Raw genomic sequence first — 15,307 nt, forward strand, 5'->3', positions numbered from 1 at the left:
TAACTTGCATATAATTTAATGATAAATAAATAACTCTTTCTCCTTGTCCACCTGTCTTCTTGTCTCTTTGTCTTATTTTTACCGACAGTGAACTACATAAATTTTAGCTTATTTACTATCTGTTTGGATGATCGATTAGCAATAATAGTTCTTTCTCCATATTGTAAGAGGTTGTCTAAAGTAATTAAACGATTTTGCCATGTTTGTACTTGTAAAGGTTGTTCTTGTTTATGTTGAGATAAGTATTTAGATAATTTCATATTTAAGGAAGATAATTCTTTTTGTGTAGTTGTTAAGTTACTCTGTGTCGGATTTTCTGCTAATTGTTTAAAACGATCGCCAAGTTTATCTGCTTGTTGAGCCCATTCTTTTAGAGAACGAGGATCGATCGAAATTTGATGATTCATCAACATAAAATTCCATTCTTTTTGTAAGGCACGATAACGAACTAAAGCACTTTGAAAAGGTTGACGATGAGGTAATGGTTCTTTTGTCTCTGTGGGAATGCCTTGAGTGTGTTTAAACATAGCTTGTAAACCACTATTAAAATTTTCGGCGGCAAATAGGGCAAAACCACCAGAAGGCATATTGCGAATAGACTGTAATTGATCAAATGCTTCGGAGTTAGGAACATTTAATAAACGAATACCCGGAATAATAAAGCTAGGATTTTTCATGGAAAATTCATAAACTCCTTGAGTTCTTTCTTCGAGAGTACCTGTGTGTAAAGCATAGGTCATAAGTACCATCATATCAACCCATTCACTATAAATCCAGTCCTCCCAGTGTTGTTGTAAAGTCGATAAACGTTCCTTGCGTTCCATTGGAAATACGGCAGTAGAGATCACTAAATCAGGACGTTTTTGTTTTAAGTTTTGGGATGCTTCCTCGACAAAACTACTAATCTGCTTAATACGAAAACCAGTCCATTGACTCCATGCAGGAGATGAACGAGTTATGTTTTTTGGATCAATACCATAGCTTTCTTTAAATAATGCTCGACTTACATCTGTGTAACCAAATTGTTGTTTTGTAATGCCATCTTGAAAAGGATAGCGAATATAGTCTAGTTGAATCCCGTCCACATCATATTTGGTGGCGATTTCTTCTAATAATGTCATGATGTAACGTCTTGCTTGAGGATTGGCGGGATCAAAAAAGGCTTTTTTAAATCCGGGGGTGCGGTTAAAGACGTCTCCTTTTTGATCTTTTAATACCCAACTTGGATTACGGGATAAAACGGGGCCTAAATAATTTTCTGGCAGTCCTAAAATACGATTATGTCCTTGATTGGCTGCTGCAAAAATCCATGCCCAAGCGTGTAATTCTATCCCCCTTTCGTGGGCTAATTCGATCGACGCTTGAAGGGGATCCCATCCTCTTGTCATGGGGTTTTGTTCTGGGGCTACTCTGCTAGGATAAATGGGATAACTAGCATTGACGGTTTCAAAAAATACCGTATTAATTCCTGATTCTGCTATACGATCGAATAATGGTTTTAAGTCTTCTTTTGATTTTGCTTTGACGATCGTACCCCGATCTAACCATATTGCTCTTACTTCTGGTTGGGCAAGATGTCGATCGACAGGGTAGTTATCCCATAAGTTGCGACGGGCTTCTAACCATACTTGACGGGCTTGTTCATAATCTTGTAAAGCTAAAGTAGGAAAATCTTGGGCTATTTGTTTGGCATTGGCGATGGCTTGATTCGCTAAATTATTACTGTATCGAATATCAATTTTATTTTCTTTTGTACGAGAGTTAGATTTGGGAGGATTTTTTAATACATAATCGGCGATCGAAGTCATGGGTGCATTATATTTATTTTGTTTCGCTTCTGCCGTAATTAAAGTGCTTTCTACTCTATAAATCAAATCTTCTAATTCTCGAACCATTTGATCAATTTCTTGTTTAGAAACTTTATTTAAAGGACGTGAGGCTTGAATATTTGTAGATTGAGAAGATATAGAGTCAGAATTAGTTGTAGAAGGAATATTTTGAGCAAAAACGGGAGAAGAAGAAAAAATGCTGATTAAAAGTAACAATTTCTGCCAATTATTACTCAAATTGAATTTTTGAAACTTAATCATAACAATATATATACTGACTGCTGAATTAATTTATAAGAAATATTAAATAATCTTTAAAATCATACCAATATATGACCAATATGATTTTTATAGTTTTTGATATTACAGATATACAACTTAAAATGTCAATTATATTATGGTCAAGGCTATACTTAATTGTTTATTAACTCATCCTCTGCTCAAAAGATGGGGATTTCCTGTTATTTGTTAATCAGGGCTAATCACTAATGATTATTTTGGGATCTAGTGACATTGTTAACTTTCTTACGGTAAAGTTTGCATAGATGACGAGGTATGCAAAAATAATAAAGTTGCCTTTTGGCATATATCCTCTGTTTATTCAAATTTATTATTGAAATTTCAACTATGAAAGTAGGCGATCGTATTAAAGTAAAAGAATCTGTATTGGTATATCATCATCCTGAACATAAGAAAGAAGCCCTTGATATAAAAGGAATGGAAGGAGAATTAATAGAAATTGTAACAGAATGGCAAGGAAGACCAGTAAGTGCTAATTTTCCTTACCTTGTGAAATTCACTAAAAAATTTAAAGTTCATTTTCGAGAAGATGAAATTGCTGTGGATGATAATTAGCAAAGGTTAAAAAAGTAAAAGTATTTTCTGGAATAAAAAGACGGTTTAACAATGAGCAATGTACAATTGACAATCACCTCTGACTAGAATTTGCTCTTGATTGAATTTTCAAAGGTTAAACTTTTATCTTTTTTCCCTTTTTAAAAGGGAGGGAGACTTTAAACCCTGAATGGATCAATTATCAATTATTAATTGGTACATAAAGTATTTTTTAATTTCTCAAGAGTTGCTGACCAAAAATTAAGTCATAATTACGTTGTAAAAATTCTTGATATTTTTGTTTAAGAGGTGGTACGGATTTATGGGTGACAATATAGGTTTTAAATTCTTGTCCCTCGCTTAAATGTTTTCCATAGGCTGATTGGAGATAGACTCGATAGTTTTCATCATTATCTAAATGGACTTTAAAAAATGATAATGCCATTGAGTTAGTATATTCTTCTAGTAAGTAAGGTGAGGGTAAAGTTAAATTACTGACCGTTTCCACTAAATCTGTTATACCAACATCTAACTGGGAAAAGTCAACATGGGCTTGACCTTCTTGTAGTTGTAAGTAAGTATTTTGACTGTTTAGGAAAGGAAATGTTCGGGCTTGTTCAAAAGCAAAGGGAGTCGCTGGATCATAGCTTCCAGCCCCGAAAAACGTGGGTATTTTCACTTGATTTAGCCCATTTACTCCAAAAATGGCCCCGTTTACTGGATTAGCGGTAAAAACGGCTTTAACTCTAGGATCTCGAAAATCATAATCTTTTCTTGGTAATCTTAAGGCACGACATTGTAATAACAGTGCATTATTTAGATTTCCGAAAGCTAATTTGCAACTATTTTCAAGATTATCAAAGTCAATTTTTGCACCTCCTACTGCTAAAGCAGTATAACCACCAAAGGAATGGCCACCAACTCCCACACTATCAAGGTTTAATTTTCCTCCAAATTGACTGACATTTAAACGGGTTAATTCATCCAGAAGAAATGTAACATCTAAAGGTCGATCGATAAATTCTTCAAGAATAAATATTTGACGAGAAAATCCCGCAATGAAATTCTTTGTTTGTTGAATATCACTTCCGGGGTGTTGAGGTATTGCTACGACATAACCATAGGATGCTAGATGATTTGCGATCGAGGCAAAATCTTCAGGACGAGAGCTTAAACCGTGAGAAAATACGATAACAGGATTATTCGGAGTTAATTGTTCGGGTTGATATAGTTCTACATAAAACCGTCGATTCCTTTTTTGATCAAATAAATTTAACCTAGTATTTGTTACTGAAAAATCACCAGATTGTCTAATATCCTTGAGCTTATTAAAATCAACGGTTGGATTCGATTCCGCTTCGATTAACGCTAAATTAGCAATTTCAGTCGCAAAAAAATCACTCCCTTCAATTACTAAATTAACTTGAGCAACATATTTTAATGCTTGACGAATATTTACTTTTACATCAACGGAGAGATTGCGAAGTACATTTATTAAACTTAAACCATTTTCTTCCATGGCTGCCTTAATAAGTGCACCTCGAAGAATATATCTGCCATTACGCCCTCCAGGAATGTTAACGACAGAACCAAAATAGTTAAGTAATCTTTCTCCTTCATCAGTATTTAAAAGACGAGAGATCAAAACATGATCAACTTTTACGGGAGTGGTTAAGGCTTTCCGAAATAAGACTTTTTGTTCTTCATTAACTCTTGCTAAATTGAGATAAAAAGCTAAATTTTGGTTAACAGTACCATTAGTGGCAAATTCTTCTAAAGAATCAATTCTTAAAGTGGCAATTAAAGGACTGTAAACAAAGAAAATGTTATCCGCAGAATAGACTTTTTTTATGTCTAAAACCCCTAAACTAAGAATACTTAAAGTTATAGCGGTGAGTTTACGACTAAAATATCGATCGAAAAAGCTCATAAAAATTTAGGAAACATTTATTTTTATTATTTGAAGTATGGTTTTGTATCCCATAAATATATAGTATTATTATTCGGAATTTCTGGATTAAAAAATTTGATTTTTAATTAATTGTTAATTGTCAAATTTTCCTTAATTAGTAGATAAATTTTATTTTGAGACATTAAGATCTTAAAAATTAATTTCTTTGTCCACTCGTCAACTTATCTTTCCTTCAAGTTTATTCTTCAACTCACAGGAAATTGACTAATAATCTCGTTTTTCGATACAACCTCGTATTTCGTTGAGGTCAATATATCGATCGGTAGCGTTGCGTAATTCTCTGGCAATCATACCATCAGTAGAAACTACTGTAATATGAGTATTTTTTGATCTTAGCAGTTCAATCGCTCTTTCAAAATCTCCATCACCGCTAAATAAAACCACTCGATCGTATTGATCTACTGTATTAAACATATCTACCACAATTTCAATATCCAAATTTGCTTTCTGAGAAAATCGTCCCGAGCTATCATCGTAATATTCCTTGAGGATTTTAGTGCGTACAGTATAGCCAAGACTAATTAAAGCATCCCTGAAACCTCTTTGATCTTGAGAATCTTTTAAACCAGTGTACCAAAAAGCATTAATTAACATAAATCCTGATTCTTCTGAAAAATAATCAATTACTTTTCGAGGATCGAAAAACCAACCATTTTTTTGTTGAGCATAAAACATATTATTTCCATCAACAAATATTGAAATTCTATCTCTTAATCGATGATTATTATTAGCATGATAATGATGATTATTATTATGATTATTTATTTCTGTAGTTGAGTTAATAATAGTAGTTGAATTAAGTTGATATTCAGGATTATATTCAGGACGAGGAATTAATTGAGGCTTTGGATTAACATCATTATTAGAATTATTTTCTCCTTGAAAATTACCTTGATTATTTAGTTCTGATTTTATTTCTAAATAATTTTTTGCTAGGCTTATGTTGCCATTATTAAGGTCAAAATTTTGCATATAAATAACATTAATTTAATAATATAAAATAAAGAAATAAGATAAGTTTTTTATAAATATAGCTATGATTATATTTTATACCTATGTCTAAAAATTTAGTTAAACAATAGTAAGTATAAAAATAGAAATATTTAGTTTTCACTACAAAAAATACAATAAATTAGTAATAAAATATACCGTTTTAAAATTTTAGTTAATACCAAATTCTAAAAAATTATGATCGTTTTAATTTAATGCCTCCATTAATAAAGAAGCTATAGTAATTCTAAATAAATTATCTAAAGGAAACTTCATTATTACTCTCTATTCTTTACACAGAGGAGAAAATGAAGATTTATATAAATAATTTAGATTTGCTATCTCAATATAAAATTGATTGCTAGATCAAACTATTAATTTTTTATTTAACTATAATAATTATTTAAAATTTTCTGGGTAGGAACACCAATCACTCCACCCCCCGACATATAATTTACACTGATCAATCTCGATAGTTTTTAAAGCAAATATATCCACACAAGCAGTCACTCCAGAACCACAATAAACGATGATTTCTTGATCGTGTTTATAGGGACTCCAGATACTTTCTAATTCTTCCTTTGTTTTGAGGAAGCCTTGTTCTGTGGTAATATCTTGCCAAAAAACATTTTTAGCACCGGGAATACTACCGGCTATGGGGTCGATCGGCTCAAATTTTCCTGAATAACGATCGGAAGATCGCGCGTCAATAATGATAGTTTCGGAGAAAGATTGACATTGACGAACATAATTAATATCAACTACCCAATCTAATCGAGGTTGTGATATAAAAGATCCCAAAGAAACAGGGTCAGGAATTTGATCGCTGACGGGATAATTTAAGTTAGTCCACTCTTGCCAACCACCATCAAGAAGAAAAACTCGATCGTGACCGAGATATTTTAATAACCACCATAAACGGGAAGCAAAAGCAAAACGAGAATCATCATAAGCCACGATCGTAGTTTCATTGTGAATAATTCCCATTTGGGCAAATTTATCCCCTAAAACTTCGCTATCGGGCAAAGGATGACGACCACCGTAAAGTTCAACAGGACTCGAAAGATCTTGATTTAAGTGTAAATAGTAAGAGTTTTGAATATGGCTTTGAATATATTGGTGATAACCCCATTGAGAATCGGAAAGACGAAAACGACAATCAATAATTTTGACATTAGGATTATCGAGATTATCTTTGAGCCATTGTGCCGAGACGATCGTCCGAGTTTGACTCATTGTTTGTAATAAAAGTTAAATAAAAATTTAGATATAGAATAAATAAAAATATAGTTATCAGTTTAGCGTTATAGCCGAACTAATAGATATAATACTAATCGATTTTAACAGTCTAACTCCCCTTCTGGAATGACTATATACAAAGTTATATAAACTACAAATAATAATAGATGCTTTTTATCGTTCACTGAGGTTTAGTCAATTTTTCTCATCTAAAAAAAATAGAGCAGACAATTAAGTCCACCCTATTATTAATTTGAAATTTAATGATTAATCCTAGAAACGACTTGCGTTAGGTTTGTGAACGATGAAACTAACAGTTTGACACTGTCTGAGGTTGTCAAAAGCAATAACTCTGATATAAGAGTCAGAATATTGTGCTTTACATTCACGCACTTCGTTTAATACTTCTTGGGGAGAGTAAGCATTAAATAAAGGTAGTTTCCATAAAGTCCAGTGGTGATCAGTAGGTAAAGGATCTTTTTCAAATTCGATCGCAGGAATAAATCCTTGATCTAATAAGTACTGAACTTGTTTAACGATTTGTTGATCGGTTAAAGGGGGCAAATAAGATAACGTCTCGTAACGGCGCTCTTTTCCTAAAGTTTGCATTTTTTATTCTTCCTTGTTTTCTGATTGATTAGATTCTAATTTTGGTTCATCTACAGAAGATGACATTAATGAAGAAGATTGAGTTTGAGTTAAACGCTCTAAAAGATGACGACGATGTTCCATATTCGATTGCTCGATATTTGTTTTCACCATTTCGGGTAAAAATTCCACAATTTGCTCCGCTAAATCTTGTCTTACCGTAAGAATTCTTAAAACTAACTCCTTATTTTCTTTCATCAAATCATTGATGTAATTGTCACTATCCTGGATTTTTTTTCGATCGCTGTATTCACTAAGCCAAATCGCTTGTCCTGGATTAGTTTCCGTGAGTTGATTAATAATAATTCTTACCGCTTGATAAGTGAGATAACTTTGCAGAACCTTTGCCGTATCTTTAACGACTTGTTTATAAGTCATAAATTTAAGTTAGTATCAGTTTTCAGTTATCAGATTTTTTTAATAAGTAAAATTGCCTAAATGATTTTATTATTCTCTTTATCTTAAGAATTTTTGTTCATCAATGACTATTTACACTTATTTTCTGAGTCCCTGATGACTGATCACAACTTGAAACTTAGAGAGTGTCAACGGTATCAAACTCGAACTTGATTTCTTTCCAGAGTTCACAAGCGGCCGCTAACTCAGGACTCCAACGACAAGCCTCACGGAGAACATCGTTACCTTCACGGGCTAAAGAACGACCTTCGTTACGGGCTTGAACACAGGCTTCTAAAGCTACACGGTTAGCAGTTGCACCAGGTGCGTTACCCCAAGGATGTCCTAAAGTACCACCACCGAACTGTAAACAAGAATCATCACCGAAGATTTCAACTAATGCGGGCATATGCCAAACGTGGATACCACCAGAAGCAACAGGCATTACACCGGGTAAAGAAGCGTAATCTTGGGTAAAGAATACACCACGAGAACGATCTTCTTCAACATAATCTTCACGCATTAAGTCAACGAAACCTAATGTTACAGCGCGATCGCCTTCTAATTTACCAACAACAGTACCAGAGTGTAAATGATCACCACCAGAGAGACGGAGACATTTAGCTAAAACTCTGAAGTGAATACCGTGATTTTTTTGACGATCGACTACTGCGTGCATTGCTCGGTGAATGTGGAGTAATAAACCGTTGTCACGACACCATCTTGCGAGGGAAGTGTTAGCAGTGAAACCACCAGTAAAGAAATCGTGCATAATGATAGGAGTACCGATTTCTTTAGCGAATTCAGCACGTTTCATCATTTCTTCACAAGTACCAGCAGTAACGTTGAGGTAGTGACCTTTCATTTCATTGGTTTCAGCTTGTGCTTTGGAGATAGCTTCTTGAACGAATAAGAAACGATCGCGCCAACGCATGAAAGGCTGAGAGTTGATGTTTTCGTCATCTTTTGTGAAGTCTAATCCACCACGAAGACACTCATAAACTGCACGACCATAGTTTTTAGCAGATAAACCTAATTTGGGTTTGATGGTACAACCTAAGAGAGGACGACCGTATTTGTTTAACAAGTCACGCTCAACGGTAATACCGTGAGGAGGACCTTGATAGGTTTTGATTAAAGCAACGGGGAAACGAATATCTTCTAAACGTAATGCACGGAGAGCTTTAAAACCGAATACGTTACCAACTAAAGAAGTTAAAACGTTGGTGATGGAACCTTCTTCAAATAAATCTAAAGGATAAGCAACGAATACGAAATATTGGTTATCTTCACCGGGTACGGGCTCAACGTTGTAACAACGACCTTTATAACGATCTAAGTCAGTTAAACCATCAGTCCATACAGTAGTCCAAGTACCAGTAGAAGACTCAGCCGCTACTGCTGCCGCACACTCTTCAGGGGGAACTCCTGGTTGGGGAGTCATTCTGAAACAGGCTAATAAATCAGTATCTTTAGGGGTGTAGTCAGGGGTGTAATAGGTTAGGCGATAATCCTGTACACCAGCTTTAAATCCACCTTTGGATCCAGCTTGTACCATTTGTCGTTTCCTCCAAATATATAAATTTTCTTTATAGCTTTATATTTAACAACTTCTATAACTGGAAGTTCGTTTTAAGCCTTTTACTTTTCGAGTTCCAATCTTATCACGAAGGGGATCATTTTTTCGATCGATTTTTTTCTGATTTACGATTATTATTTTTTCTAATTTTTATTAGGTTAACTAATCTTTATTTGCTTGACTTAGCTGTTTTTTTAAGGTTATGATAACTTGCTTCATTTTTTTTCATAGAACTAAACTGTTATTAAATACATATTCCTTTACATTTAGAAAACAAGGACATTTTCTAGGTTATTATACTTATTTGAAAAACTTATCATTATCAATAATTAGGAGTTAGGAGTTATAGCCGTTGCCATAATATGATTAACATTTAGTGATTAGCTGTTAGTTTTTAGCTGTTAGCCTTTTTTCCATGAAAGAATAAGTAGTCAATTACTAATGTTGACCAAAAATTTACCTGAGTTCGAGAAAAAATCCTTGATGTAGGTAGGTTTTAGGGTTTAGGTTCTAAAAATACCAAATCTGATTGAATTATTTAATGAAATTAATCTAAGTAAAATCCATTGTTAACAGTTTTTCATCAATTATTTACCCAATACCTAACAACTAATACCTAATACCTTGTTATTCCCCATACATTTTGCATCGAACTGAGACAAATTTAACTTTACAATAGCTGATAACTAATTGCTAATTAAACATAATTATTCCTCACGACTCATATAGGATTGCTATATTATGTAAAGTAATGTTAATTTGTTAAAGAATAATTCAAAAAAGTATTTCATGAATAGTGTTATCTCCCGTCGCAATCTTTTAAAACTATTTACTGTCACTGGTATTCTCGGTATTCTTGGTTATTCAAGACTTGTTAAACCGCAACCCACGATTCATCAATGGGATACTTTAACTTTACCTCGTCAACTGAGTAAACCCAAAAAAGTAGTAGTCATTGGCGGTGGATTAGCAGGTTTAGCTTCTGCTTATGAGTTGAGTAATCGAGGTTTTGAAGTAACACTATTAGAAAAATCCCCTCAGTTAGGCGGTAAAATAGCTAGTTGGGATATTCAAGTGGGAGATGATACCTTTAAGATGGAACATGGTTTTCATGGTTTTTTCCCTCAATATTATAATCTCAAAAGCATTGTTAACGAGATTAATATTAAAGATAACTTTCAATCCCTAGATTACTATTCAGTCGTGTTTAAAGGAGATAAGTATAAACCTGAAAATTTTCTCCCTAGTCATTCGTCTTTTCCTTGGAATATAGTGGATTTAGCTATATCTTCTCAAAATTCTCTCCATTGGGGAATAAATCTAGCGAATCCCGAACATTGGCGAGTTTTTCACGCTATTACGAGCTTTAAAATCCCTGACAGTTACTATACCTTAGATAATATTTCTGTTACGGATTGGGCAGCAAAAGGTATTCCTCAAGGTTTGTTTGATTTATACTTCCTTCCCTTTGCTAAGTCTTCCCTTAATGCCCCTGATGTGCTTAGTACTGGTGAATTAATGCAATTTTTCCATTTTTATTTTTTTGGCAATCCTGAAGGTTTGGCTTTTAATGGTACGATCGATGATATGGGTACAAGTTTAGTTAATCCCATTGCTGAAAACATCCTCAAGAATGGGGGTAAAATTATCACGGAAGCTAATATTAGTAAAATTCAGTGTGAGGGAGATAAAATAAGTTCGATCGAGTTTTATCAGGGTGATAATATTAGTAACGTACCCTTTTGGGTAGATATTAACCCTCTTTTACAAGATAACAACTACGACTATTATGGTGCCGGAGATGCTCTATTTGCTTTAGCGAAGGATACGGATAAGGCTTTTTCCCTCAGTTGTACTCATCAAGGATGTACTGTTAATAAACAAGAAAATGGTCAATTTTTATGTCCTTGTCATGGGGCAGTTTACGATCGAGATGGGAAAGTTGTCAACCCTCCTGCACAAAGAAATCTTAATACTTACAAAGTAGTTGTAAAAGAAGATAATAGAGTGAAATTAGTTGCTAATACGCCAAAAACTACCCATCAACCAGAGAAGATTGAAGCTGATTATTTTGTAATGGCAACAGATGTTAACGGCTTAAAACACTTGTTTAACTTAATAGAAGGAGAAGGAGAAACTTGTCAACAGACTAAATCTCAAGTAACAAGTTTACCATTAGCTGATCCCTTTGCAGTGGCTCGTTTTTGGCTAGATAAAGATTTTGATTGGCAGTACAGCAATTTTGCCTCTCTTTCAGGTTACAAATTAACCGATAGTATAACCCTTTATCACCGCATTCAAAGAGAATATAAACAATGGGCGCAAAAAACAGGAGGAAGTGTGGTAGAATTACACGCCTACTGCTATAAGGAAAAAGAATTTCCTACCCAAGAGGCTATTTTAGCCACTTTTCAAAAGGAATTATACGAAATTGTTCCAGAATTAACTAACGCCCGAATTTTACATCAACAATTAGTAAATCAAAAGAATTTTTCTGGTTATCCTCCTAATAGCTTCAAAATGCGTCCACAAACTGAAACAGATATACAAAATTTAATGTTTGCGGGGGATTGGGTGAAGATGCCTTTTCCCTGTGGGTTGATGGAAAGAGCGGTTAGTAGTGGATTATTATCGGCAAATGCAATACTTTACCGAGAAGGATTACACAGACGTGACTTACTTTCGGTAAATCCTTCCGGTTTATTCAGCATTTAATCAATAATGAGGGTTTGGTGTTGGGAGTCATAAGATTCTAAAATCAAGGGTTTAGGCATATTAGATCAACAAAAAGTAAACAGTTTTAGCAATTTTTTAAGAAAAATTCAGCATTTTTAACCTTATTTTCTTTCAAACAAGTTTGTCTGTTTTGTATATAAAAAAAGTCTCAAAACCTAGATTTTTCATTATTTTATCTAATACCTAATACCTACCCCCTACCAAAAAACTTTTTCAGCAACCCCTAATTAACTTTTATTCTTTCCAATCAGGGCAAGTTTCATCATCCCAACCATAAGGGTGCATAGCACATACAAGTAAGTTACCATTATAAGTTTGTCCATGATAATTCACACATCCTACACAGGCAGGATGTTTTTCTGGATGGGGTTTTAGTTTATAATCCTCAAATAAAAACCCTAAATCTTCGTCAATATCTAAATTTCGATCGTGTTGTTGTAAATATTCTTCATCGAAAAAAAAACTCAAAAAATTCCCCATTAAATGATCCACATCAATTAGAATTTGATTAAATTCCGAAGTAAAAATATCTTCAACTTCTTCTGTAATTTCATTAAAAGTTTTTTCCCAGTCTTCGGTATTTTTTTGCAAATCTTGGTTAATTTGAGCCGAAAATGACTCTAATTCCTGTTGTGCATTATTTAACCATTCAAATAATTTATTTTGCCAATTATCCATCCTTCACCTAAAATTAGAAAACTTAACCACTAATCTATCTCACGATCGAGCATTGTTATCTTTTTCTTAAATTTTCTTTAAGCAGACTCAAAAAACCTCAATTTCAGGATTTTATGTGTCTTCGTCATCAGTAATAATCTCAATAGGGCGTGGTTGGGAAGATGGATTAGAAGTATCATTTTTGATTGCTTGATTTTGAGATTGTTGTACAATTTCATCCACAAAACCACGAGCTTCTTCCGCCGTTATTTTGCCCTTATTTACCATCTCATCGGCTATTTTTTGCAATTGTTGAGGAAAATCTGGGGTAATAGCGATTTTTTCTGCCTGTTGCTTCAACTCCTGAAATTTATTACTAGCTTTTTCCACGGCATAACTAGCAATACCAACCCCTAAATAAAAGGCTTTTTGCAACAAATTTTCTGACTCAGCCATAAATAATAAAAACCTGTAAAGTTATTTTATATTATTCTAGTCTATAAAATAGAGTGGTTTATTTGAGAAAACCTAAAGTTGTTAGATTTTAGTTAGGATTATAACAAAAGTTTTCGATCGACTTAAACAGAATGTTCCAGAAAAATTTTGTGGCACATAAATTAAATATTGGTTAAAATTACCAAAAATATCTAATCCGTGCAAAAATAAGATTTCAAGACTTTGAACCAACAATACTCTTTTCCCCATAGCTTTGATGTTATCATTATCGGCTCTGGTGCGGCCGGTTTATATTCAGCGTTGTGTCTTCCTAATAATTTACGGGTTGCTATTATTACTAAGGATAAACTGAAGAAGGGTGCAAGTGATTGGGCGCAAGGGGGTATTGCCGCCGCTATTAATCCTGATGATTCCTCTGAATCTCATTTACAAGATACCTTAAAAGCCGGTGCAGGTTTATGTGATGTTAATGCAGTTAAATATCTAGTTGAAAATGCAGTCACTTCTATTCAGTCTTTGTTGAAAATGGGAGTAGATTTTGATCATGAAAGTAATGGAGAATTAGCAACGACATTAGAGGCAGCACACTCTTTTCCTAGAGTACTTCATGCGGCCGATACTACGGGGAGAGCGATCGTATCTATCTTACGACAAAAAGTGTTAGAAAGTGATTATATCTACGTCTATGAACAAGCCTATGCCCTAAATTTATGGTTAGACGAAGCAAAAAAAGATTGTCAAGGAGTTTGTTTATTATATGACAATCGGATTCATTGGCTAAAAGCTCAAGGGGTAATTTTAGCGACAGGAGGAGGAGGACAAGTTTTCGCCCATACAACTAACCCTACTGTTAGCACAGGAGACGGAGTTGCTTTAGCTTGGCGTGCTGGTGCAGTATTAAGAGATTTAGAATTTGTACAATTTCACCCCACAGCCTTAGATATAGAAAACGCACCTCATTTTTTGATTAGTGAAGCAGTGAGAGGAGAAGGTGCGCATTTAATTGATAACGAAAAAAAACGCTTTGCTTTCGACTATCATACTGATGGAGAATTAGCACCTAGAGACATCGTTAGTCGTGCGATTTACAGTCATTTACATAAAGTTAGTTCTGATCCTGTTCATGATAAAGTTTACTTAGATTTACGTCCTATTCCTCACGATCGTATAGAGTATCGTTTTCCTAATATTATCAATAAGTGCCAACAATGGGGAATAGACTTATTTTCTCAACCGATTCCTGTGTCTCCTGCCGCTCATTATTGGATGGGAGGAGTTAAAGTTAATCTTAATAATGAGACTTCTATCGGCGGTTTATATGCCATTGGAGAGACTGCTAGTACAGGGGTTCATGGAGCGAATCGTTTAGCTAGTAATTCTCTCTTAGAATGCGTAGTGTTTGCCGAGAGTTTTCGTGATTTTACTATTGAATCTAAATTTACTACTGAGGAGTCATCATCTCTAGTTTATCAGCGTGTGGAATATGACTGGCTTCAGGAGATGTCTTTAATTAAAGAAATTCGGGAAGATTTACCGATTACGGTATGGGAAGGAGCGGGGATTTGTCGCACTAAAGTAGGATTAGAAAAATCGATCGAGCAAGTGATAGCTTGGCGAAGTCAATTAGAATCACTTTCAATATGTCAATGGATGATGAATTTATCTTCTTGTCAACAATATGAATTAGTGTTACCCAACGCCGAGGAAAATTTGAAATTAGCGGCGGAAACTCTTAATTTAATGGATGTAGCTTATTTAATTCTAAAAAGTGCGCTTTTCCGTCAAGAAAGTAGAGGAGGACATTATCGTTTAGATTACCCTATAAGTGACGATCGTTGGCAAAATCATACTTTGGTACAGTGCAATACTTGGACACAAGATAATTTAACCCACGTTCCGCACGTCAATTTGAACTATGCTTCGTAATATAAAAAGATGCTGTTTACAAATGATAACTCAGAGAATAAAATA

The 15,307-nt window shown here is 34.2% G+C and carries 12 protein-coding genes; 3 read left to right on the plus strand and 9 right to left on the minus strand.

The annotated features are described in order from the left end of the window. Window positions 1-92: 92 nt before the first annotated feature. Window positions 93-2,090 carry a glycoside hydrolase family 10 protein gene (locus GM3709_RS00990; protein WP_066115416.1) on the minus strand — a complete coding sequence of 666 codons (1,998 nt, stop codon included), beginning with the start codon at window positions 2,088-2,090 and terminating at the stop codon, window positions 93-95. Window positions 2,091-2,456: 366 nt separating this feature from the next. Here GM3709_RS00990 and GM3709_RS00995 point away from each other — a divergent pair, with 366 nt between their 5' ends. Further along, the gene (locus GM3709_RS00995; RefSeq protein WP_066115418.1) at window positions 2,457-2,684 is read left to right on the plus strand and encodes a ferredoxin-thioredoxin reductase variable chain; all 228 of its coding nucleotides are present in this window, start codon (window positions 2,457-2,459) and stop codon (window positions 2,682-2,684) included. Window positions 2,685-2,895: 211 nt separating this feature from the next. On the opposite strand, the gene GM3709_RS01000 is transcribed toward GM3709_RS00995, so the two are convergent. The 6 genes from GM3709_RS01000 to GM3709_RS01025 form a co-directional block, all read right to left on the minus strand. Next, window positions 2,896-4,593, minus strand: a complete 1,698-nt coding sequence (locus GM3709_RS01000) for an alpha/beta hydrolase (protein ID WP_066115419.1) — start codon at window positions 4,591-4,593, stop codon at window positions 2,896-2,898. 246 nt (window positions 4,594-4,839) lie between these two features. After that, a complete protein-coding gene (locus tag GM3709_RS01005; RefSeq protein WP_066121649.1) occupies window positions 4,840-5,400 on the minus strand; it encodes an NYN domain-containing protein in 561 nt (186 codons plus the stop codon). 624 nt (window positions 5,401-6,024) lie between these two features. Continuing rightward, window positions 6,025-6,861: a sulfurtransferase gene (locus tag GM3709_RS01010; protein WP_066115421.1), complete on the minus strand. Its 837-nt coding sequence runs from the start codon at window positions 6,859-6,861 to the stop codon at window positions 6,025-6,027. A gap of 276 nt (window positions 6,862-7,137) precedes the next feature. Then, window positions 7,138-7,473, minus strand: coding sequence for a ribulose bisphosphate carboxylase small subunit (locus tag GM3709_RS01015; protein ID WP_066115423.1), 336 nt, complete (start codon window positions 7,471-7,473; stop codon window positions 7,138-7,140). A gap of 3 nt (window positions 7,474-7,476) precedes the next feature. Further along, the gene (rcbX, locus tag GM3709_RS01020) at window positions 7,477-7,890 is read right to left on the minus strand and encodes a RuBisCO chaperone RbcX (protein WP_066115425.1); all 414 of its coding nucleotides are present in this window, start codon (window positions 7,888-7,890) and stop codon (window positions 7,477-7,479) included. A gap of 157 nt (window positions 7,891-8,047) precedes the next feature. Further along, on the minus strand, window positions 8,048-9,466 hold the full coding sequence (locus GM3709_RS01025; protein ID WP_066115427.1) for a form I ribulose bisphosphate carboxylase large subunit: 1,419 nt from the start codon (window positions 9,464-9,466) through the stop codon (window positions 8,048-8,050). Between the two features lie 810 nt (window positions 9,467-10,276). Here GM3709_RS01025 and GM3709_RS01030 point away from each other — a divergent pair. Further along, window positions 10,277-12,202, plus strand: a complete 1,926-nt coding sequence (locus GM3709_RS01030) for an FAD-dependent oxidoreductase (RefSeq protein WP_066115429.1) — start codon at window positions 10,277-10,279, stop codon at window positions 12,200-12,202. A 255-nt stretch (window positions 12,203-12,457) separates the two neighbouring features. Here GM3709_RS01030 and GM3709_RS01035 read toward each other — a convergent pair whose 3' ends face one another. Both GM3709_RS01035 and GM3709_RS01040 read right to left on the minus strand, forming a co-directional pair. Next, window positions 12,458-12,901: a hypothetical protein gene (locus GM3709_RS01035; protein ID WP_066115431.1), complete on the minus strand. Its 444-nt coding sequence runs from the start codon at window positions 12,899-12,901 to the stop codon at window positions 12,458-12,460. Window positions 12,902-13,012: 111 nt separating this feature from the next. Next, window positions 13,013-13,336 (minus strand): phasin family protein, encoded by a 324-nt coding sequence (locus GM3709_RS01040; protein WP_066115432.1) that lies wholly within the window; start codon window positions 13,334-13,336, stop codon window positions 13,013-13,015. Window positions 13,337-13,558: 222 nt separating this feature from the next. On the opposite strand from GM3709_RS01040, the gene nadB reads away from it, so the two are divergent. Further along, the gene (nadB, locus tag GM3709_RS01045; protein ID WP_066115434.1) at window positions 13,559-15,262 is read left to right on the plus strand and encodes an L-aspartate oxidase; all 1,704 of its coding nucleotides are present in this window, start codon (window positions 13,559-13,561) and stop codon (window positions 15,260-15,262) included. Window positions 15,263-15,307 lie beyond the last annotated feature (45 nt).

Source organism: Geminocystis sp. NIES-3709, from assembly GCF_001548115.1.
Taxonomy (GTDB): domain Bacteria; phylum Cyanobacteriota; class Cyanobacteriia; order Cyanobacteriales; family Cyanobacteriaceae; genus Geminocystis.

Excerpts from the sequence above, each read along its gene's own strand:
- rcbX (WP_066115425.1), bottom strand. The coding sequence starts at position 7,890 with ATGACTTATAAACAAGTCGTTAAAGATACGGCAAAGGTTCTGCAAAGT.
- GM3709_RS01025 (WP_066115427.1), bottom strand. The coding sequence starts at position 9,466 with ATGGTACAAGCTGGATCCAAAGGTGGATTTAAAGCTGGTGTACAGGAT.
- GM3709_RS00990 (WP_066115416.1), bottom strand. The coding sequence starts at position 2,090 with ATGATTAAGTTTCAAAAATTCAATTTGAGTAATAATTGGCAGAAATTG.
- GM3709_RS00995 (WP_066115418.1), top strand. The coding sequence starts at position 2,457 with ATGAAAGTAGGCGATCGTATTAAAGTAAAAGAATCTGTATTGGTATAT.
- GM3709_RS01030 (WP_066115429.1), top strand. The coding sequence starts at position 10,277 with ATGAATAGTGTTATCTCCCGTCGCAATCTTTTAAAACTATTTACTGTC.
- GM3709_RS01035 (WP_066115431.1), bottom strand. The coding sequence starts at position 12,901 with ATGGATAATTGGCAAAATAAATTATTTGAATGGTTAAATAATGCACAA.
- GM3709_RS01000 (WP_066115419.1), bottom strand. The coding sequence starts at position 4,593 with ATGAGCTTTTTCGATCGATATTTTAGTCGTAAACTCACCGCTATAACT.
- GM3709_RS01040 (WP_066115432.1), bottom strand. The coding sequence starts at position 13,336 with ATGGCTGAGTCAGAAAATTTGTTGCAAAAAGCCTTTTATTTAGGGGTT.
- GM3709_RS01010 (WP_066115421.1), bottom strand. The coding sequence starts at position 6,861 with ATGAGTCAAACTCGGACGATCGTCTCGGCACAATGGCTCAAAGATAAT.
- GM3709_RS01015 (WP_066115423.1), bottom strand. The coding sequence starts at position 7,473 with ATGCAAACTTTAGGAAAAGAGCGCCGTTACGAGACGTTATCTTATTTG.